The following is a 19,427-nucleotide window of genomic DNA, read 5'->3' on the forward strand; positions in this document are numbered from 1 at the left end:
TTAAATATACATTACTCATTACCTATAGTGCCTTATTAATCAATTTGAGAACATCATTAATGGTATGTCTGATGCTCTAAGTCAACCTAAAGAATTTAACATGGAATTGTTGAAGTCTAATCATTTCTGCATGGGTAGGAAAAGTGATAATAAATACGTATGTGGTGACAATGTTAATGACCCTAAGGTAATTAATAATGCCGCCGAATTATTAGCTGTAGTAATTAAAAGGATGTGGGATTTATATGTTTGGGACCTATGGTGGCTTAACAAACATAAGGAAGAGTGGTTATTAAAGAAAAAGGCCATTGAAGAGAAGCTAAAGGGTAAGTATAATAATGAGGTTATTGATGTAGTTCTTAGCCATCTTGATAAATTCATTAGATACGTTGATGAATTCGGAGATTATTGGCTCCGTAACCACGTAAGCGATGAGATAGAGAGATTAATTGAGAATTTATTACACGGAAGGTCTGAGATCATTGTTTGGAGGAATGAGAATGGAGTTAGCGTCTACGGTGAACACGTAACGCTTAATGCGCAAAAAACTAGAACCGGCGTAATGGTTCATTTAATGCCTAAAGATTTTGATGGTATAACTATTGAGGTACCTAACATATTTAAAAGGACAATGGATAAAAGGGATTATAGGAAGTTCGTTCGTAAGGTACTCAAGGCATTAAAGGGTGGTTTTGAGGAGACGGATGGATTTAGAAAGCGTGGTAGAGCTGCAATGGGAACTAACCAGGTTTGGCAGGCCATTATTTGGTCATTACTTTACCCAGGTAAGGTGCATATCAACATAGGCACTGTTAATGTTAATAAAAGGGATGTAAAGATAACATGGTACCTAAGAGCTAATAGCCATAAGCCGCTCAAGGGCTTGTCTCTTAAAGACGCCAATAAGTTAAGTATGGAAGAAATTTTAGCATTCACATTAACCGCCGTTCTCGGCGATGGTAGCGCACATATTAAAAAGATTATTGAAATTGCAATATCAGGTAAAAAATTCGAAAAATGGAAGCCATTACTCAATAGGTTATGGGGCATGGGTTTTAAATGGAATACACATCCCAAAGATCCTAATGCAAATATCATAAAAGTGAGATTTTTAAGTAACTATGCCATTAACCTGGCCAGGTCAATGGTTATCGTTTTACCACCAATATTACGCGATATCTTAGATGCCCTAAATTTCAAGAAATGGACTAATATTAGGAGGATTGCTGAGATGGAGGTAAAGCGACGAAAGGGTGAATCTCAAATTGAAATTGTCGGCATAAAGTTCACGTTAAATGTCCAAAAGAGTACAGTAGTATTAGAACGTAAAGCTAAGAATGAAGTTGAGGTCAAAAGGATTCTTAATATGTTGAAAATTAAATACGGTGATGAATTTATTAAATATATACATATTAATAGGAGCGGCAAATATTTAGTTGTGGTAATACCGGTGAGACTCATTGAGAGATACGATGATATTAAGGAACAGGTTGTTGAGATACTATGTCGAAAGTACCATAAGGTCAAGGACGAAAGAAAAAGGAGGAAATAGCCAAGGCCATAATGAGATTGGCCATTCCTATAGAAGCAACCACGGCAGATCAAAGCAATGATTACCTAAAACAATGCTATAATACGAAGCCCTAAACACGAAAAAGTAAAATACCAATACTAGTGTCTAATAGAAGATGGAAGATTAATACAATATACATAATGTATCACGAGTTATTATTTGTCTAAATTTGCGAGCATTTGATGCGTCTACGTGCCTCTGAGAAATTGATTGAGCAGGTCATTGAGAAAAGTGACTCTGGAATTAACGTGAGTTTTAATGAGCTGACATTATTAACTGAGTATGCAATCGGCGTTTTTAGGCTTGCAAGGGCGAGGGGGGGCCTGCATGTCTCGATTAACACGAATGGTTACCTAATCCCTGAGGCTCTGAAGGCGTTGTTTGATGCTGGCATGGATGGCATGAACTCGGACATTAAGGGTGGTCGTGAGACGTATAGGCAGTGGTTGGCTGCTGATTTTGATAAGTTAATGAGTACTCTTGAGTATGCCGTTAAGTTGGGCATTCATCTGGAGGTTACGTACTTAGTAATACCTGGCATTAACGATGACGAGGCTGATGAGGTAATTAACGCAGTAGCTAGGTTGGGCAGGGATGTACCGCTTCACATAACGGCTTACTACCCTGCCCATAAATTGCATAACCCGCCAACGCCTGTTGAGTTAATTGAGGGTATTTGGAGGAGGGCTAAGAAGGAGCTTGATTATGTCTATGTTGGTAATGTACCTGGTCACCCAGGTCAGCACACGTATTGCCCAAGGTGTGGTGCTGTGTTGATTAAGAGGTTTGAGGATAGGGTCGTTGATGTTAAATTAGTTAATTATAAGTGCCCTAGGTGTGGTTATGAGATAAGGATTAGGGGGGGTTTCATTGGTAGGTATGGTAATCTATACAGGAGGTTTGTATAGCCAATACTAGGTCTTTTTTCTTGGATCATCCCCCCCAAGGCTTCGCCCTGGCTTAACCAGGGTGATCTACCTTGGGGACTCATTACTACTTCATTATTATTAATCCTCCCTAGGCTTAGTACGTGTATAATGCCTAGCTTAATAAGGGAGACCATTATTAATGGGCTATCAATACCCATGTCTTACCTAAGTATTACTTAACATACTCATAGACTAGGTTACCCTTATCGTTAAGTCTCTTCCTAATCCTACCCTTACTACTTAGGCTCTCTATAGCCCTGAGGATATCAGCAACCCTAAGACCCCCCCTGGACTTGCCCCCCCAGGCCATTAACTCATCCTTAGTAATAACACCCCCCCTACTCATTATGTGGCTTAACACCATATCCTCAACACCAGGTGATTGTTGAGGGGGGGTAGCCTTTTCGGTAACCTTAGCCTCTGCAGCCTTCACCTCAGCTGGCTTAGTTATGGGCTTCGTCTCGGCCTTCGGCTTCTCCTCCGCGCCATAGAGGAATGAGGTTATTGATGCCGTACTCTGCTCCTTGCCTTCCTCCTTCTTCCTAGCTCTTCTGGACACAACTTATTTTCATGAATTTAATTTAATAATACTTACTATTACCATTCATGGAGGTATTACGAAGCAATTACTTATAAGTGGGTTTCATTTCGATGCTCACGATGAGTAGTTCAGAGAGTAGGGTTTGGGCTGCGATTGCATGGGCTCCTGATAATCGGGGGGGCTATAGTGGCCTTAATCATTAGGCTAGGGATGATTATGTTAGGTACTGGGCCGTGGAGTCCATTGGATTCACGATAGTCATTATCATCGCGTGGATACTCGTGGAGATCGTATCGATAGTATTCGCATTCACGATAGTGATACCCCCCCTAGTACTGAAGGTGCTTTATGGACTTGGCATATTCCTAGCATGGATAATTGGCGTATTTAAGGCGTTGACAGGTGATTACTGGAGACCACCGATTATTCATGAAACCAGCGAGTGGGTTAGGAGGGCTTTGCGGCTATAAATCCTCATGTAAAACCCTAAGCCCAAGCAACCTGGCAAACTCCTCAAGCTCCCTCCTAAAGTCACCGTAAATCACCACCCTATGCCAACCACCACGGGGGCTTGCTATTGGCGTGAATAACAATGTCGACGTATTAACCTCTCATCGACGGCTCGGTCATGTACCTCATTGCCTTGCTCAGTGTTACTTCACGCTTGTTTATTTCACTACTGCACACATTTTATTTTAACTGTCTTCGGTTCGTTACTCATTATTATGTACGTGATCCTACACCTCAGCTAGGGCATGCCACTATTCAATGCCCTTTCAATTAGATGCTTAAGTTAATTCAGCACTTCTCTGGCAGTGATTTATTAGTTTGGTTGGGGTCAATTCCATGGATGTCTTTATGGCTCTTGAGAAGCCAAGGATTTGCTGGGGAGTTAAAGCTAAGGGCTCTAAACGACTAAGGTGCGGTGAGGAGGTCAATGATCCAAGAATCATTGAGGAAGTCAATAGGCTAATCAACGAATTCCTAGCCCGAGTCGAGAGACACAAAAACGTGTTGTTGGATGATGAGAGCACGCCGTTTAACTACGCAATTAATGCCTTGAGTGATTGGTTGCGTGAAATTAGGAGTAAGATTAAGGAGGGCGGTAATGAGGACATCGCCAGACTAAGGAGAGCAATGCTCAATGTTGGTGAGACAATGCTTAAACTAGCCAAGAAAGCCAGGGAAAAATGGCTGAGGACCTACAAGCAAGAGCTCGAGGAGTTAATCGGGAAGTTAGGGAAAGGCGAGACAACTATAATAATCAAGGGCGAACCGTTTAATAATGATAAGAGTTTTGGCGTAAGTCTCTACACGGAACACTTATCAATTGCGATAAACAAGGTCGCTAAGTCAAGTGATGTGACGATATTTATAACTCTTAACGACCTTAATAGTGTACATGTAAATACGCCAATCCTCTTTAACAATGACGTTCTTAAGACTATGCAGTACGGCTTAATGCTCACTGACGGAGCAATTAACAAGGAGGGCTACCCAGAGATGAGCACAAGCCATCTCTGGCAGGTAATCGTTTGGCTAATGGCTTGGCTTGGTAAGAATTATATGCGCATACACAGCTTAAACATCAATGATAGTGACGTGGGAATTACATGGCGATTAATAGCAATGGACTACATGGGCAAGTTCAGGAATAAGTCCGAGATCGCCAAGAACGTGCTTAATCTAGTCGATGAGGAGTTCCTAATATTTTTACTCTTCGCAATCTTAGGCGATGGAGATATCAATGCCAAGAAAAAAATTATTAGGCTTACGATCGGCAGCTCGAAGTATGAGTTGTGGAGCAACATTACTAAGAAAATGATAAGTTATGGCTTCAAGGAGCACGATCGAAAGTATAAGAAAGTAATGCAAATTTTCACCTCGAGGGCCGCTGCTATAGCCAGGAAAATGCTCGGTAATTCAGCGGTTAAGTCCTTAATCGAGAACCTTAGCCAACTGCCAGATACAGATAAATTAAGAGGTCTAATTGAGTTAGCTAACACAAGGATTAAGCCATTGGGCGGTTCATCAGTCGAGGTCGTCGATGGCATATCAATGAATGTGCACGTGAACAATACCGGCTATGTTAGGTTGAGGACCATGCGTAAGAATTATGAAGATACGATGATAATCCAGGAAAGACTGAAGCCGCTGGTTACGATGCCGAATTAAGTAAGTGGGGGGCAATAAGTTCGTGGTCTATATAGGCCAAGATGCAATCAAAAAGCACCCGGAGCTTGTTGTCAAGGTCTGTGAAGTATTGAGGAGGATACATGAGGAGACAGTTAACAAGGGAGACATGAAGAGGGTACAAAAGATACTCAAGGCAATTAAGTACCTAAACTGTCCCGCCTAGAGCCCACGGGTCAAAATCGTAAATATTTCTCGACTCGATACCGTGTTACTCAATGCTTAAGCCCTCGAATAGTCTGGTCGATATGCTATTGCCAATTACGAATAACATTGATCGCATTGCCGCTGCCTATTAGCTTTGTTGCGCAGGCCTGGGGGGGTGAATATTCATTACCTATTGACTTGGATACGTGAATCGTTAATAATCGTTCCTCAGGGTTAAAGCCTACAACCGTTACTGGTTCATTCGTGGGTAATTTAACGTGTATTGACGCGTGCTTAGTCCCTAGGTGTGCCTTCGTTATTACATAAGGCACTTCAGGCCTATCACCGCCATGTGGATTCGTTGGTGCGTAACAGTGGTGATATATGAACTCACCCCCCCTCTCCTCGTCAACGCCCACATTCACCACAAAGCCATTCCTATTAAGTAAGTACTTGGCAATTAGTATAGGCACTGTGGCGTATGGATCGGCCTCGCAAATCGGTATTATCCCATCATACCAGAGCTGCATGTAGCCAAGGCATGGCCATGCCCTCAAAAGGCCCGTGTTATAAAGCACTATGCAGTCAATAGCCACTGCATTGACGCCTAACTCCCTCACTGCATTTCTCATGGCTATGTAGAGCTTGGCCGAATTCCTAATTTCATCCATTGAATCATCATAGACAGCCTCAGCATTCCTAATCCACCTATCTGCCCACTCACTTGCTTCACTATCGCTCACCTTATCGAAGAACCTCGCCCTAAACTCATTGGCATCCATTACCACTGGCGTAATCCCCGTTATTGATTGAATAAGCCTAAACACGCTATACATGTCAGTATTAGGACCAAATTGCCAGTATAGGTGTGACTTAAGGCTCGGTGAGACAACGAATAACACCCTACTCATCCTCAGTCGGGCTAACGCCACTAAATACCTAACCTTAGCAATCACGACCTGGCTAGCCAGATTGCGTGTGGAAATTCCAATGACCGGGTAACCCTCGCTTAACGCCTTACTAATGCCAAGCATGTATTCACCAGCGCCTGCGTAGGCCTCTGAAATAACAACGACAGGCTTACCACTCCTAACTATTGGATCTATAAAGCCCATTAACGAGTTAAGGGTAACAACAACATAACCCACGGCATTACCCTCGGCATTTAAAAACGCCTGAACATCGGTCGGATCCCTAATGTCATAACTAATGAATTCAACTCCTGGGAATGAAGACTTAAGGGCATTAATAAGGGCATTCTTCTCCTTTTCAAGAATTTTCGATGATTCAGGCGGAGCACCTAAATCACCTATTTCAGGATCTATGAAGACCACGGGTATCCTTATTACGGAACCCATATTAACCAATCTCGATTATGCGTTTTTATTTTTATTTTCTTTAAATTAAGAATTGAGCATTAAAATTAGATAATTGAAAGAAACTTGAGCATCCTTAGAAAATTGAAGAAAAATTAAATAGGAGAGACTTGTTTCTTCATTTAATGAATTACAAAATAAATAGGGGGGGCAATATGGATCTTTCACACATATTCATGGTAATCACTTTGGTTGCTTTAGCAGTCGCAATACTTGCGCCGTTTCACTTCAATATTAATAGACTTGGGAATATGATATACTCCTTAATGAGTGGGTGGAGCGTCAATGAAGGTATTAACCCAGGTTATGTGAAAACTAACGCAACAATTAGTAAGTCCTATGGCATGCTCATTATAACAATAAGCATTAGTAATAATGGCAATAATCAGTTAGTATTAAGCGGAACAACAATAATTGGATCCACCCAGTGCAATCTGGAACCCTCAATAATAATACCGCCAAAGAGCACAGGTGAACTAACGCTATCAATCTATACAATGAATGGCACAATGATGGATCCAATAACAATAAATGTAGGTGACGGCGCATACTCAACAGGGATACCGCAGATCTTCTGTTATGGTACACGCCTTGACTTATCCGGAGGTAATGGATTTACGATTATATTCAGCACGATAAATAATGGCAATATATACGTAAACGTGAATCAAAACTAATTTTGAATACATTTAATGATTTAACTAATTATATCTCACCCGATGTAATTACAATGCTTATACCCTTACTGGTCTCAATACCCCAGACAAACCAGGCAACGGCCGCTACCAGACCCATTGTCCAGACACCCATGTTAAGTATTAGGAATTGACTTAGTGGGGGGGCTGAGACAGCCATATGGTCTCGGGTATTAAGGAGCCAATTGATATTAACCTAACGAGACTAACAAACGTACCTCTGCGTTCAGTTGGCCATAATTCACCCTTGAATGTGTCCATAGCTAGGTACTGAATACCAATGAATATGTTGAGTATGAAGTCCATGATTAGGAATAACGTAAAGCTACTAACTATGGGCTTCATTAATGCGACTATTACGTACGTTGTGATCGCCGCTCCACCCGTGGAGAAGAGCAGAACAATCTTCCTGCTAATCCTATCTGCAAAGGGCGCGATGAATAAGCCGCCGATGAACTCGGCCAATGCCGTTATAAGTATTATAAGGCTGTCTGACTACTGAAGTAGATGGGCCCAACCTCGTATGAAAGTAGGCCGAAACCTACGTCGTTTGCGGTCATCATCATTACCGCAACAATAAACCTAAACCAAAGTGGTGGATGCGTAACGGGTCTGCTTACCTGAACCTCGGCACTGGGTAGGTTTGTTGGGTCTAGTTTGACTCCGTAGTACTTCTCAACCTCCCTAATCGCGTCATTAATCCTGCCCTTCCTCTCCAACCACCTTATGGATTCAGGCATTTTCATCCTGCTAATTACCAATACTATGAGAATCACAATGCCTATGATCCAATGGCAAGTCTCTGATAGAAGGGACCGATTAATTGAGTATTTAGGCTTATGAAGGATACGAGCATTAATCCAATGTTTATGAAGTTTACCAGGAAGAAGGCAGCCTTACTCCTATGCCTTCTCGGCATCACCTCATGCATGTCAGTTAATATTACATTCATCTCACCACCAGCCGCAGCGAGCATTATGGCTAGGGTGATAAGCAGTGATATGTAATTCGGCATGACAAGCGTTGTTATTATAAATAGCGCAATACCAACTGCGTACATCGACATAGTCAAAATGAAGAGCCTCTTCCTACCAAACCTATCTGATAGAGGCCCAACAAATATTAAACCAACTATTAGCCATAGAAACGGCCATATCAAGGTCAGCGCAGTTAAGTATGAAGGCAATGAGAACCAGCCAGTGGCTATTGGTGCAATACCGACTAGGTACGCCTCAAAGAGAAGACCAAGGGCGAAGGCTATGAATGACCAAGTATGCGCACTTGACCATTTAAGGTCCTCTATTGCCCTAAAAACCGACACATTATTAGCCATATACACCTCCGGTAATTAATTAATTTTAAAGATTACCTAATAACAATGGTGGTATTATGAAAATTCATAATTGGTTTAGTAATGATAATTATAATATTTGAGCAAGCATCATTAAGGTTCAAGTTAAAAATAGGTTTTTATTCTTCAGTGTCTAATGAGTTTATAGAAAATAATGAGCCTAAGCCCTGATGAGAAGAAGAAACTCCTTAAGGCGCTGGAGGAGGATGAGGAATTTAGACTTGCAGTAATGGGACTTCTCGGAATTACCGATATTCAATCAATACTTAAAGAACTAGTTAATGCAGTCAATACGCTTGTAAATACGGTTCGCAGCCTTACTGACAATCAAGGCAAATTATTAGAAATTGCCAAACAATTACTTGAGGGTCAGGAGAGGTTGTGGGAGGAGAATAATAGGCTTTGGCAGGAGGTTAAGAGGTTGGCTGATAATCAGGAGAGGCTATGGCAAGAGAATAAGAGAATAAATGAGAACATAGAAAAACTTTGGCAAGAAAACAACAAAATATGGCAGGAATTGAGGTGGTTGCGAAGCGCCTTACTTGAAATTAGGGATGCTTTAGGTGGTGGTTTTGAGTATTATACGGCTAGGGTCGTTAAGGCGATACTTAAGGAGAGGGGGGGTATTGACTGCGATGTCATGGTTAACGTGACATTACCTATTGATGGATATAAGGAAGTTGATATATTCTGCCCAGAGCCTCTTGTTGTTGGTGAGGTTACGGTAACACTAAGGAGTATTGAAGAGGCCAATAATCAATTAGAGAAACTCAACACCTCCACCAGGGCTGCTGAGAAATTCACCGGTAAGAAAACATACCTTAAGGTACTTGCAGTTGAAAATGCACCAAGTGAGGTATCACAATACTTAACAAGTAAGGCCAAAGAGCAGGAGATTTACTTAATTATTGGCAGGGAGTATGAGAAAACATGATTTATATCTATTAATATATAGTTTATGAATAATTGTAACATAAGATAAATATATTATAATTAATGTAGAATTGAACATTGATTAGTAATAGAACATAATCGATAATTATGCGCGCGCCCGACCCCCCCACTCACACATGATTCATATAATTGTGAATAACCATTAATACTACTATTTTCATTAACTTAATTAATTATTATTTATCAGATGCTATTTTATTATATTGAGATCATTGTTGTCTTTTATGTTATGTTTTTTATCAATTGCTTTTTGAACATTATTTCAGATCTCTAGGAAATATTTTATGTTTCGTCTTTAATTATTTATAATGCTTTTCGCGAATTTGTGGAAGTAAAAATTTAAATATTGGGCTCTTTTTGATATAAAGTGTATGTCTAAGTTAAGTGCTGAGGTTGATATTGCATTGAGGGATTTCGTGAGTAATGTAAGTAATGAGGTTTTGGGAGCTATGCTTATTCATCGGAATGGCTTTATTGTTTCTTCGGTAACTAGAAATGGTGTTAATGTAAAATCCCTAGGTGCTGTGTTTGCCGCTGTTAAGGGTACCATTGATAAGATGTTTAGTAAGGCTGGTATTGGTAATACAAACCTTCTTCTTTTTAGGGCTGGGGGATTACCTCATTATCATGTCCCCAATAAACAATGAGGTTATTCTAGTTAGCCTTGCACGCCATGACTCAAACCTAGGCTTAATACTAATTGGTCTTGATCACGTTAGAGAGAGAATTGAGAAGGTATTTTACCATTGAGGACGTCGCTTATTAATTGCGGTTACGCAATACGCTTATAAACCGCGATTACTACCTGGCAAATAATGTGCAGGCTTGTCATTGCCTTTGGTAGATTTAATAATGCCAGGGAGATACTGACTGATATCGGTGATAGTTTGGTGAAGGCTGCTCCATGGATCCATACGGTAAGGACTTCCTCAATGAGGAGAAGCATAGTGATGGGTGGGGAACACTCCTCATTAGGGTTGGTAATGCATCAACGCTTTATCACAGGAGCGTTAAGGCAATATTTATGGATGATGCAGTGGGTATTATCAGGGGGGGATTCCTAAGTGGTATAAATAATGATGATGCCGTTCTAATGATGATGCATGCTAGGGCGGCGAGCATCGGTACGCCAATTAATGTATTCTCGACACACCCTGTTAGGGCTGAAACGAGGAATGGCTTTGAGCTTTACATGATTCATAATGGTTCATTTTACAGGGATGATATTGCTAAGGAGATTGGCATTGATAAGGATTACACGGCTAGGTTTAACGATACCTACATAGCAAACCTAGCCCTCGCGAGACGAATTAAAAATGATATTACGAAGGATGACCTTAGTTGGTTACTTAAGTTTGTAAGGACTGGAGCTAATTTGGGCATGGCATTAGTTAGGGATGACCTAATTACGTTAATTGTCGGTAGTTATTACAGGGCTTTTGACGATAATAAGAGGGTATTTAGGGAGAGGTATTACAGGCTGTATCAATGCGAATTACCTGGAGGTCTTCTTTACGCATCGTCAACGGTTATAGACTATTACAAGCCGGGTTTCGTCAGTAATTGCCGCGCACTTAGTAATGGGGAGTATCATAAGTACTACATTCATGGTGATGGCATAATCGAGTTCATTGAATCATGGAGGTTCTAATTAGACGAAATTGCTATACTTACGCTGATCCTCGGGTTTAACGATCCACCTATCAATATACCTACTCATGTTCTGAAGAACCACTATCCTACTTGGTTCATCCTCATCCATGTACCTGAAGTTACCACCAAGCTTATTAATCTCCTCGAGCAGCTTCAAGGCCCACTCCCTAACCTCCTCATGCCTAAGCATGTCACCTCTCTTTAGCCTGAAGGTTGAGTGGCCTAGGTGCATGTAGGACTTAACCTCAATGAAGTGTGGGTTGCCGATTAGCATGAGCTTTGCGAATTCGGGTATGTACTTGAAGTCGTAGTTGAGACTCCTTATCAGGGTTATCCTAATGACTGTCCTCGTATTCAACCTACTAAGTAACTCAAGGCTCCTCAACCACCTCTCCCACGCATCCTCCTATACATCACCGGCACATTAATCCTATAGAACAACTCCTTATTTGGTGCATTACAGGATAGGTATAGCTGTGTTGGTAATGCATCCTCACGCTGCAGTCTCTCGAGCATTTCTGGGTGTTCTCCATTCGTGACTATGAACACAGACTTAGTATTTGGCAGGCCCTTGAGGTACTTAACGAGCTGCGGTAGCTTTGGGTATAGTGTTGGTTCCCCCCAGACAGTGATATTGACCAGTGCGTTGGCACTAAGGCCTCCTTAGCCCTGTCCTTAGACTTTGGGTTACCGAAGTAGCCAGTCAATAACCTATACCTCTCCCTAAGTATTCCCTGTACAATTTCCTCTGGATCATCAACCAAGTCCTCACTCGGTATGATGGAGTCAAAGGACTCGGTCGGTCTCCAGCAGTAGACGCACCTATTACTACATATCATGCCCACCGGGCTAAATTCAGCGCATCTATGGGAACCGCCTGCCGGTGCGCCGTAAAACTTGAATTTATAGCAGCTTTGCCCCCCCTTTACCAACGCGCTCTTTGTCCAGTGGCATAGCTCAACAGTTGAGTGGTTGTAAATGCCATAGCCAGCCTTTATCAATTTGGCCTTCGCCTCATCGGTAATTCGTATCCTGATCCTACCATTAACCTCACCAATGAGGTGGTACTTCAATGACTCCTTAATTGTCTGCTCAATCCTTTCCATCACTACCAAGCTATAGTTGTCTTAATTTAGAATTATAAACTTTTATCTGAGCACAATTCAACTAAATAACACCGCCACCAATCCTCCTCCAAAGCATTGAGTACCAACCTGGGGGGGTCCTCAACTCATTAGCATTAATAGACCTATCAGGCGTGTACGGCTTAATATCCAGTATAGGCGTCCCATCAAATAGATCAAGCCCAGAAACCTGAGAAACCTACCATCCTACCAATGAACCTAACAATACTAAGGCCGATTGGGTTTGGCCTATGTGGCGAGTCTGTAGCAAACACACCAACCTCAGGTAATTCCTCAGGGCTAATCCCAAACTTAACGAGTCTTCTTGGCCTAACCACAAGGACATTCCTCTGCTCCCTATTGACCTTATTAAATAATGAAATTAATATTAAGTGTGAGAATCCATCAATACCCCTTAACCCATCGGCAAACTCCTCAAATACTTCTATAACGCCATCACGCCCGCGCTTGAAGTCCTTACTACATCATCGTTGAGTCCATGCCTAACAATGCCTATTGGTCTCAGGAATAGCCCGCCATTATTTATGGCGAAATACCTGGATAATTCATTATAAGAATCATTATCTCTAAGTAACTCGATCACCAGGGTACTTAGTAATCTCTTCTCCTTAATCGTATTTATTATTTCCCTAATATCCACAAAACCGTAATTAATACGCGCCACTTTAAGTATTATTTTATTATGTGAAGTTGAAATGGAGAGAAAAATTAAAAAGAAAATGCAATTAGGTGAATAAGATGTTCACAGAGAAAATTAAAGATGCAAAATATAATAGAATAGCATTAATAATCCTACTCTTTACATTAGCGGTAAGTGTATTAGTCTTGGCGGACGTAATTTACTACTATAAGGGCGTGATAACCGTCACAGTGTCTAAAGCGCCATTGACATTCTTCATAGGCCCCCCCAATGGTTATGTACCTCCATACGTAATAACTAGTGTCGCACCAACGGGGGGGTTCTCATTAACGATACAGTTAACCAACGTCTCATACGCCTATTACTACCAGGTGGTTGGAATGAATGTATATTCTTGGTGTTGGCTCTACGTAACTAACGTAACGGTGAGCAATGAGTTAATAAGCAATTTATGGCTATACATAACAACACCGCAAAACCAAACATACTGCATATTACCAGTGATTTACAAGGCAATGCCCACACCATTAGAGACCTATCAATCATGCACAGCCGGCTATTGGAAGAACCATGCCTCAGTACCGCCCTGGTCGTCGCAATATCCACCAAATGCAACACTTGGCTCTATATTCACCGCATTAAATCAATACTGCACAGAATTAAGCAACTACACACTGCTTCAGGCGCTTTACTTCCCACGTAAGGGTCCATACAGAGAGAATACTTATTGCGGTAAGGTTGAATTGTTACTGTTTCAGGCAGTGGCTGCATTGGAGAATTCTGCCACAATGAATTACCCACTAACGCCGAGTGAGGTCATTACCATGACGAATAACGCAATATCAAGCAATAACACAAATGAGGTCACTACTTTACAAAATTACTTTGACCAATTAAATGAGGAGTATGATTATGCCTGCTCGCCAGGTACTCATTACACGTTCATATTACCAACAACTGGTTGCGCATTACAGCCGGGTACCTACTACATCTCCGTATTTGTACAGCCAATAACACCACTATATATTGGGCAAAGCGAGACAATAAACTTTTATTTAGCATGTAACGTTGTTAGCAATGAATCGATACCATTACCACCGATTGTAAGTGGCTCCTAGGGTTTCATTCAATTTCTAATCAATAATAAATGAATAATACTAAAATAATAACCATAATTAAGAGAAAAATTTAAAAGAGAAAGCCTAATGTATCAATCATGATGAACAAGTTAAGAGTGGGAGGAAGAGTAAGGAAATACGCATTAATAGCGGTAATAGCCCTAATGCTGATAAGCGTAGTCGCACTAGCCGATGTAATCTACTACTATAAGGGTGTAATAACTGCTCAAGTATCACCACCGCCGTTAGTATTTTATAATGGCACATTCACATATACAACACCATCAGGCTTAAAATGCACAGCTCAATTAAATAGTTACGTGAGTAATTATGCTAACTTCACGGCAACATCATGGGGGCTTTACCGCCACCATACAGCTAACAAACGCAACATATGCATACTTCTACCACGCACTTGGACTAGTGGTTAACACACCAGGTTGGATTTATGTAACCAACGTCACAATCAGTGGTACGCCAATAATTGAACAACTAACGATAGTTATTCAGAACGCATACACCGGGCAACCAGTCTGTAGTTTTACGGTAATAACAAATGCAAAGCCAATACAGGGAACAACTAATTCCTGCGCATTAAGTACAGGGCCGTATTTCGTATCGGTGATTGCCCAACCAATATCATCCTTAAGTACTAGAGAAACAGAGACTGTGACCCTGTACTTTGGTTATAACGTTGTTAGTAATGCCACAGTGCCATTACCGCCAATTAGCGGTTAGTAATTCGGTTGATTAAAAATGACACCATTTAAAACATTCATTTTATTATCCATTATCCTAACGTTAATAGCCCTCATGGTAACGTATGCCGCAGTTAAGTTTACATCAAGTATACACCCAGCCACTATGGTTACGCCGTATGTCGATATTGAGAATGTCACGGTATCCGGTGAAGGCTTAATCATTAAACTCGCTGTAATTAATGCAATGGGTAATTTAACGATAACAGGCGGTTACGCAAACATTATTGAGACCGGGCAATCAGCCCCATTAAGTGTAGCCGGTCCATTAACCCTTGAGGCGAGGTACCCATTACTTCCCCCCCAATACGTTAATTTAAGCACAATAGGCGTTAAGGGCCTGGTTAGTGGTACGTTTTATGGGGGGGATCCAATGTACATAGGCTTCTTCCTGGTGGCTCCAGTGAGTGTTAGGATTAATGTTTGGGTAAGTAACGTGAAGTATAGTGACTGTATCCTCGACATAACCCTTTCATACTCAACGCCAATACCCCTCGTAATAAGTGAATTGACGAATGCGACGTTAGTTGATGATACTCAATCGTCATACGTGTTTTACGTAATTGGTAATATCCCGGTAAGAACTTACATAAGCCCTGGCATTAATAATACCGTCATTACAATTAATTTAAGCAAAATCTCGAGTGCCAGGGTATTTACATGCTCATTAATAAGTGGTCATACGTATACCCTTTACTTACCAATTACGGTCACGTATATGTACCCAACAACAAATGTAACGAACCAGTTAACGCTTTATAACGTGTTCAGGGCAGGTGGTTGATGTGAGGATTGAGGTTATTATCCAGTTGATAATTGCGTTGGCATTTGCGATATCCTGGTTTCTGTCACCGCTGTGGTACTTAAAATCCAACATTTATGTCCAAGAATTAACGCCACTAGGCTTCTCAATAACATTCCTCGGCCATAGGTACTTCCTACCCCTACCAAATGCTATTACGGCACTTACTTACGCGATTGCCTCAGCAGTAATACCAGTAATTTGGAGGAGTAGTAGGTATTCCCTATACCTATCCTTATTCACGCTTTCGCTCGCGGTCATGCTTATCATTACGGTTTTCGTATTCCAAAGTAGGTACTTATTCTATGGAGCTACTCAATACTTAGTACCGAGACTGGCTACATGTACATTAGGATACTCTACAACACGTACTTCGGGGCACCACTTTACTTACTGGCGATACTATATGCTGTGACCTCCGTAAATGCCGTGACTAGGGCCAGGTGGATCGTTATGAGGAGAATGACCATTATTGAGGAGACGTTGATAATGGCTAGGACGGAGGGGCCTATTAAGGCCATTAAGAGGGCCCTAGATAAAATTGGTATTCAGTACTCAGTAATCAATGAGGCATTAATTATTGGGGGGGATTTGGCGATTATGGCTAGTGGCGCTGAAAGGCCTAAGGAGGCTAGGGAATACGTGGCCTTCACCGATAAGGGCTCCATGTACTTTGACGGCTCATCAATCACCGAATTAAGTATTGAGCAGGGGGGGATAATGCTTGCCCTCTCCAGGGCATTGGTTAAGGGAAGGCCAGGTAAGCCTCCGGTGATTGAGTATGCGTAGGTCACCCCTGGTAGCGATTTCCATATTTGCCGTGGCGTTAATAGCCTTGGCTAGTGCCGTGTATTATAAGTATGTAATAACGTCAGTGAGTATTACCAATCCTCCAGTGAGTATTGAGGAAGTTCAATCTCAGTATGTAAATAACTTCATGAATGGACCAACTGGGCTTTATGTGAGTATTTCAATTAGTAAATCAGAAATGATCAGCATTAATAATACGGAGGCCATAAACATAACCCTAGCAAAGCTAATAATTATGCATCAATCAGAAGTAAGGCTCGATTTAGGCGTCCAGGAACCAGCGCAGTTATTGCTAATGATTGTGAACTCAAGCAACGCCTTAATAGCCACCTACCCTAATAATACTATTATCAGCCTAAATCCTGGGGATTACCTAATTATTGAAGAGCTGAAACTACCGATAAACTTCACAGGAACGGTCACAATAAGTGGAACATACGCGGTCATTATTAAGGGTGTGGAATTCGTATACGATATCAACGAAAATGTTAACGTTACTAATTAACACACCATAGGTACTTTTGCTTATCCTATTCTCTTTATTTCAAAAAATAGATTTATAAATACAGGTTATTATTGAAAAATATTTGAATTATAATTATTTTATTAAACTTTTTCTCAATAAGAATAGAAATATTTAAATACTAGAAATAGAAAGCGAAATACCTGTGAGAACAGCATTCATAGCATTAATACTTGCATTAGTAATACTCGCCGTAGTTAATGTCATGGTCTCCGCGCAACAACAGCATTATCATTATTTATTTAATATTCATGTTCAATTAACCAATGCATCATACATATACTATGATGATGCTGATGAAATAAGTATTCAGCAATCAGAGAGCCTTAAGCTCACGAATGTTTCCTACCTAGGCAATGGTATTTACAATGCATGGCTATATATACAGAGACCCAATGGTCAGTACGTTGCGATACTGCATGTAATTAATAATGGTGAGCCGTATGTGGATTCGAAGGATGTATTATTAACGCCAGGTAATTACTACATATCCATACTCATACAGCCAAGCCCTGTAATTCACTACGGTGATAATGCCACGGTAACGCTGTACTTTGTAATAACTCATGGTTAAGATGCCCATGGTCACTGGTGCAACGCGTTAATAATTTATCTATGAAAATAATAAGTAATGACAATGATTGCCAACTTCGGCTACTTTGAGAGGTTTAATGAGAGGACTGCCAGGGTGTACAGGTTCATTGAGATACTCCTACTATGGAGTTATAGATTAGCTGCGAACGTGGTCAGGAAGTTCGTAAAGTCTCCTGCAACAATACTTGAGATAGGTTCTGGCACGGGTAGGTTGGCCAACATATTAAGTGGTTATGGTTATTACGTGGTTGGTGCAGATGTGAGTTTGCCAATGATTAGGCAGGCTAGGAGGTTTTGGAGGCCTGACTTTATCAATGCAGGAAGTTGGTTCTTACCAATAATGCCAGGGAGATTCGATGCTGCCGTGGCTATGTTTACGCTTCATCATTGGGGGGGGATCATGCCTCATCAATTAGGAATGTTTATGAATCGCTAAGGCCGAACTCCATTTTCATAGTAGTCGAGGCCGATGCCGATAGGGTAGGGACGTTAGGGGGGGGCCATTCATGCGGTGAAAAATGCCTACTGAATGTATTAACTCCCTACTTTAACGTTGATTTCATTAGATCGTTCCCACTAATAATAGCTATTGGTAAGAAGTTAAAGTAATTAATTACGGCATGGATTTAACAATGTATGAGCGGTTTATATGTTAATAAAATTAAAGAGGAGAGCCCTGAACGCACTCCGTATTGCTGAAAATACTGATGACTTTGATTTAGCCATGTTCCTCATAGATCAAGCACTTCAACTTTACATAAAGGCTATTTATTTCGAGTTGTTTGGGTCTAAAGTTAGGGGGGGTCACGGCATTAGGGAATTGATTGGTATGTTAACTAAGGGACTTGAATATCAGGGCTTTAATGAATTAGTGCGTGAGTTGAGGGATTTTGTAGTTTCCAATAGGGATATTCTAATAATGCTTGAGGAGGCGTACACCGAGGGGGGGGAGGTATGGCGAAATTAGTTATGATGTCGATGATATATCTAAAGCACTTAATGTGGCTAAGGAATTAATAAGATATTGTTAGATAAGGTTGCTAGTAATGTCAAGTTGGGTTAGGTACCACTTCGAGCATTTAAGGAGGTGGAGGGAGTACGCAGTGGCAGTTATGAGGGCTGCCAAGGACTTAGTACCGGGTGTTAGGGTTTTTGTCATTGGTGGGATTGCCGAGGGTAGGACTACGGTCCTTAGTGACATAGACATATTAATAATCGTACCAGGAGGGATCACTGTGAATAAGGGTAGGCTTTATAGGGACATTCTCATTAGGGCTATGGATGTCTACGGCCTTCCCTGGGACGCACCGGTAGAGTTACACATAGTCTACGATTATGAGAGTAAGTATTACCTCGAATCATCAAGTAAAGTCATTGAAATTAGGGTTTAAGTGAAGCAGCCATTTCTTAGGTAATTCCATACGATGCCCATTGATGAACCCTCAATGATTATTACTGAGGATGTGATCGCTATGTTTATTAGTGATGGTGGATCAATAACCATTGTAAATAAGGAAAGTAGAAATGCAAGACTTAATTGAGCCGCCGCAAGTACTTTAAGTAGTCCCTTATTCATGGTGCTGCACTTAACGTTTTTCCTTGATTGAATTACCTTCTCCATAGGT

The 19,427-nt window shown here is 41.1% G+C and carries 27 protein-coding genes and 3 pseudogenes; 20 read left to right on the forward strand and 10 right to left on the reverse strand.

The genetic code is table 11. The annotated features are described in order from the left end of the window. Positions 1 to 64 precede the first annotated feature (64 nt). Positions 65 to 1,552: a hypothetical protein gene (locus JCM11217_RS01210; RefSeq protein WP_243677932.1), complete on the forward strand. Its 1,488-nt coding sequence runs from the start codon at positions 65 to 67 to the stop codon at positions 1,550 to 1,552. A 221-nt stretch (positions 1,553 to 1,773) separates the two neighbouring features. Further along, positions 1,774 to 2,481: pseudogene (locus JCM11217_RS01215) on the forward strand (radical SAM protein); the annotation flags it as partial. Positions 2,482 to 2,674: 193 nt separating this feature from the next. Here JCM11217_RS01215 and JCM11217_RS01220 read toward each other — a convergent pair. Next, positions 2,675 to 3,061 carry a hypothetical protein gene (locus tag JCM11217_RS01220; protein WP_054841805.1) on the reverse strand — a complete coding sequence of 129 codons (387 nt, stop codon included), beginning with the start codon at positions 3,059 to 3,061 and terminating at the stop codon, positions 2,675 to 2,677. Positions 3,062 to 3,276: 215 nt separating this feature from the next. Here JCM11217_RS01220 and JCM11217_RS01225 point away from each other — a divergent pair, with 215 nt between their 5' ends. From JCM11217_RS01225 to JCM11217_RS12410, 3 genes are all read left to right on the forward strand, one after another. After that, positions 3,277 to 3,513: a hypothetical protein gene (locus JCM11217_RS01225; RefSeq protein ID WP_243677933.1), complete on the forward strand. Its 237-nt coding sequence runs from the start codon at positions 3,277 to 3,279 to the stop codon at positions 3,511 to 3,513. A 358-nt stretch (positions 3,514 to 3,871) separates the two neighbouring features. Then, positions 3,872 to 5,218, forward strand: a complete 1,347-nt coding sequence (locus tag JCM11217_RS01230) for a hypothetical protein (RefSeq protein WP_243677934.1) — start codon at positions 3,872 to 3,874, stop codon at positions 5,216 to 5,218. Between the two features lie 4 nt (positions 5,219 to 5,222). Further along, positions 5,223 to 5,402, forward strand: a complete 180-nt coding sequence (locus JCM11217_RS12410) for a hypothetical protein (RefSeq protein WP_243677935.1) — start codon at positions 5,223 to 5,225, stop codon at positions 5,400 to 5,402. Positions 5,403 to 5,487: 85 nt separating this feature from the next. On the opposite strand, the gene JCM11217_RS01235 is transcribed toward JCM11217_RS12410, so the two are convergent. Then, the gene (locus JCM11217_RS01235; RefSeq protein WP_243677936.1) at positions 5,488 to 6,741 is read right to left on the reverse strand and encodes a fucose isomerase; all 1,254 of its coding nucleotides are present in this window, start codon (positions 6,739 to 6,741) and stop codon (positions 5,488 to 5,490) included. Positions 6,742 to 6,884: 143 nt separating this feature from the next. Between JCM11217_RS01235 and JCM11217_RS01240 the strand changes: the two genes are divergently transcribed. Beyond that, a complete protein-coding gene (locus tag JCM11217_RS01240; RefSeq protein WP_054841806.1) occupies positions 6,885 to 7,436 on the forward strand; it encodes a hypothetical protein in 552 nt (183 codons plus the stop codon). A 28-nt stretch (positions 7,437 to 7,464) separates the two neighbouring features. On the opposite strand, the gene JCM11217_RS12415 is transcribed toward JCM11217_RS01240, so the two are convergent. From JCM11217_RS12415 to JCM11217_RS01255, 4 genes are read right to left on the reverse strand one after another with little or no spacing between them, the layout of a single operon-like run. Continuing rightward, on the reverse strand, positions 7,465 to 7,614 hold the full coding sequence (locus JCM11217_RS12415; protein WP_243677937.1) for a hypothetical protein: 150 nt from the start codon (positions 7,612 to 7,614) through the stop codon (positions 7,465 to 7,467). After that, entirely contained in the window at positions 7,590 to 7,919 is a 330-nt protein-coding gene (locus JCM11217_RS01245) for an MFS transporter (protein ID WP_054841807.1), read from the reverse strand. Before JCM11217_RS01245 ends, JCM11217_RS12415 begins: the two co-directional genes overlap by 25 nt. Before the next feature lie 14 nt (positions 7,920 to 7,933). Further along, positions 7,934 to 8,230, reverse strand: coding sequence for a hypothetical protein (locus JCM11217_RS01250; RefSeq protein WP_054841808.1), 297 nt, complete (start codon positions 8,228 to 8,230; stop codon positions 7,934 to 7,936). Between the two features lie 5 nt (positions 8,231 to 8,235). Continuing rightward, positions 8,236 to 8,775, reverse strand: a complete 540-nt coding sequence (locus tag JCM11217_RS01255) for an MFS transporter (RefSeq protein WP_243677938.1) — start codon at positions 8,773 to 8,775, stop codon at positions 8,236 to 8,238. 184 nt (positions 8,776 to 8,959) lie between these two features. Between JCM11217_RS01255 and JCM11217_RS01260 the strand changes: the two genes are divergently transcribed. From JCM11217_RS01260 to JCM11217_RS01270, 3 genes are all read left to right on the forward strand, one after another. Continuing rightward, positions 8,960 to 9,739, forward strand: a complete 780-nt coding sequence (locus JCM11217_RS01260; protein ID WP_054841810.1) for a hypothetical protein — start codon at positions 8,960 to 8,962, stop codon at positions 9,737 to 9,739. Between the two features lie 391 nt (positions 9,740 to 10,130). Next, the gene (locus JCM11217_RS01265) at positions 10,131 to 10,406 is read left to right on the forward strand and encodes a hypothetical protein (protein ID WP_054841811.1); all 276 of its coding nucleotides are present in this window, start codon (positions 10,131 to 10,133) and stop codon (positions 10,404 to 10,406) included. 257 nt (positions 10,407 to 10,663) lie between these two features. After that, a complete protein-coding gene (locus tag JCM11217_RS01270; protein WP_243677939.1) occupies positions 10,664 to 11,410 on the forward strand; it encodes a hypothetical protein in 747 nt (248 codons plus the stop codon). Here JCM11217_RS01270 and twy1 read toward each other — a convergent pair. From twy1 to JCM11217_RS12425, 3 genes and pseudogenes are all read right to left on the reverse strand, one after another. Continuing rightward, positions 11,411 to 12,518: pseudogene (gene twy1, locus JCM11217_RS01275) on the reverse strand (4-demethylwyosine synthase TYW1). Between the two features lie 61 nt (positions 12,519 to 12,579). After that, a pseudogene (locus JCM11217_RS12420) lies at positions 12,580 to 12,946 on the reverse strand (TrmO family methyltransferase). 35 nt (positions 12,947 to 12,981) lie between these two features. Continuing rightward, complete coding sequence (locus tag JCM11217_RS12425; protein ID WP_243677940.1) at positions 12,982 to 13,197, reverse strand: hypothetical protein; 216 nt, start codon at positions 13,195 to 13,197, stop codon at positions 12,982 to 12,984. A 98-nt stretch (positions 13,198 to 13,295) separates the two neighbouring features. On the opposite strand from JCM11217_RS12425, the gene JCM11217_RS01285 reads away from it, so the two are divergent. The 11 genes from JCM11217_RS01285 to JCM11217_RS01330 all read left to right on the forward strand — a co-directional run bounded on the left by JCM11217_RS01285 (position 13,296) and on the right by JCM11217_RS01330 (position 19,193). After that, the gene (locus tag JCM11217_RS01285; RefSeq protein WP_054841812.1) at positions 13,296 to 14,315 is read left to right on the forward strand and encodes a hypothetical protein; all 1,020 of its coding nucleotides are present in this window, start codon (positions 13,296 to 13,298) and stop codon (positions 14,313 to 14,315) included. Positions 14,316 to 14,413: 98 nt separating this feature from the next. Further along, positions 14,414 to 14,746: a hypothetical protein gene (locus JCM11217_RS01290; protein ID WP_054841813.1), complete on the forward strand. Its 333-nt coding sequence runs from the start codon at positions 14,414 to 14,416 to the stop codon at positions 14,744 to 14,746. Further along, complete coding sequence (locus JCM11217_RS01295; protein WP_054841814.1) at positions 14,739 to 15,053, forward strand: hypothetical protein; 315 nt, start codon at positions 14,739 to 14,741, stop codon at positions 15,051 to 15,053. Before JCM11217_RS01290 ends, JCM11217_RS01295 begins: the two co-directional genes overlap by 8 nt. Positions 15,054 to 15,128: 75 nt before the next feature. After that, entirely contained in the window at positions 15,129 to 15,857 is a 729-nt protein-coding gene (locus tag JCM11217_RS01300; protein ID WP_243677941.1) for a hypothetical protein, read from the forward strand. Between the two features lies 1 nt (position 15,858). Continuing rightward, a complete protein-coding gene (locus JCM11217_RS12430) occupies positions 15,859 to 16,290 on the forward strand; it encodes a hypothetical protein (protein ID WP_243677942.1) in 432 nt (143 codons plus the stop codon). Continuing rightward, positions 16,218 to 16,664 carry a hypothetical protein gene (locus tag JCM11217_RS01305; protein ID WP_054841816.1) on the forward strand — a complete coding sequence of 149 codons (447 nt, stop codon included), beginning with the start codon at positions 16,218 to 16,220 and terminating at the stop codon, positions 16,662 to 16,664. Before JCM11217_RS12430 ends, JCM11217_RS01305 begins: the two co-directional genes overlap by 73 nt. After that, positions 16,657 to 17,190: a hypothetical protein gene (locus JCM11217_RS01310; RefSeq protein ID WP_054841817.1), complete on the forward strand. Its 534-nt coding sequence runs from the start codon at positions 16,657 to 16,659 to the stop codon at positions 17,188 to 17,190. The genes JCM11217_RS01305 and JCM11217_RS01310 overlap by 8 nt, the downstream gene beginning before the upstream one ends. Positions 17,191 to 17,353: 163 nt before the next feature. Then, positions 17,354 to 17,782 carry a hypothetical protein gene (locus tag JCM11217_RS01315; RefSeq protein WP_054841818.1) on the forward strand — a complete coding sequence of 143 codons (429 nt, stop codon included), beginning with the start codon at positions 17,354 to 17,356 and terminating at the stop codon, positions 17,780 to 17,782. Between the two features lie 57 nt (positions 17,783 to 17,839). After that, positions 17,840 to 18,238, forward strand: a complete 399-nt coding sequence (locus JCM11217_RS01320) for a class I SAM-dependent methyltransferase (RefSeq protein WP_243677943.1) — start codon at positions 17,840 to 17,842, stop codon at positions 18,236 to 18,238. A gap of 213 nt (positions 18,239 to 18,451) precedes the next feature. Continuing rightward, a complete protein-coding gene (locus tag JCM11217_RS01325) occupies positions 18,452 to 18,769 on the forward strand; it encodes a HEPN domain-containing protein (RefSeq protein WP_243677944.1) in 318 nt (105 codons plus the stop codon). Between the two features lie 79 nt (positions 18,770 to 18,848). Then, positions 18,849 to 19,193, forward strand: coding sequence for a nucleotidyltransferase domain-containing protein (locus JCM11217_RS01330; RefSeq protein ID WP_054841819.1), 345 nt, complete (start codon positions 18,849 to 18,851; stop codon positions 19,191 to 19,193). Here JCM11217_RS01330 and JCM11217_RS01335 read toward each other — a convergent pair. Continuing rightward, a complete protein-coding gene (locus tag JCM11217_RS01335) occupies positions 19,190 to 19,423 on the reverse strand; it encodes a hypothetical protein (RefSeq protein WP_054841820.1) in 234 nt (77 codons plus the stop codon). The two genes, JCM11217_RS01330 and JCM11217_RS01335, sit on opposite strands and share 4 nt — an antisense overlap. Positions 19,424 to 19,427 lie beyond the last annotated feature (4 nt).

Source organism: Vulcanisaeta distributa JCM 11217 (genome assembly GCF_001316005.1).
Lineage (GTDB): Archaea > Thermoproteota > Thermoprotei > Thermoproteales > Thermocladiaceae > Vulcanisaeta > Vulcanisaeta distributa_B.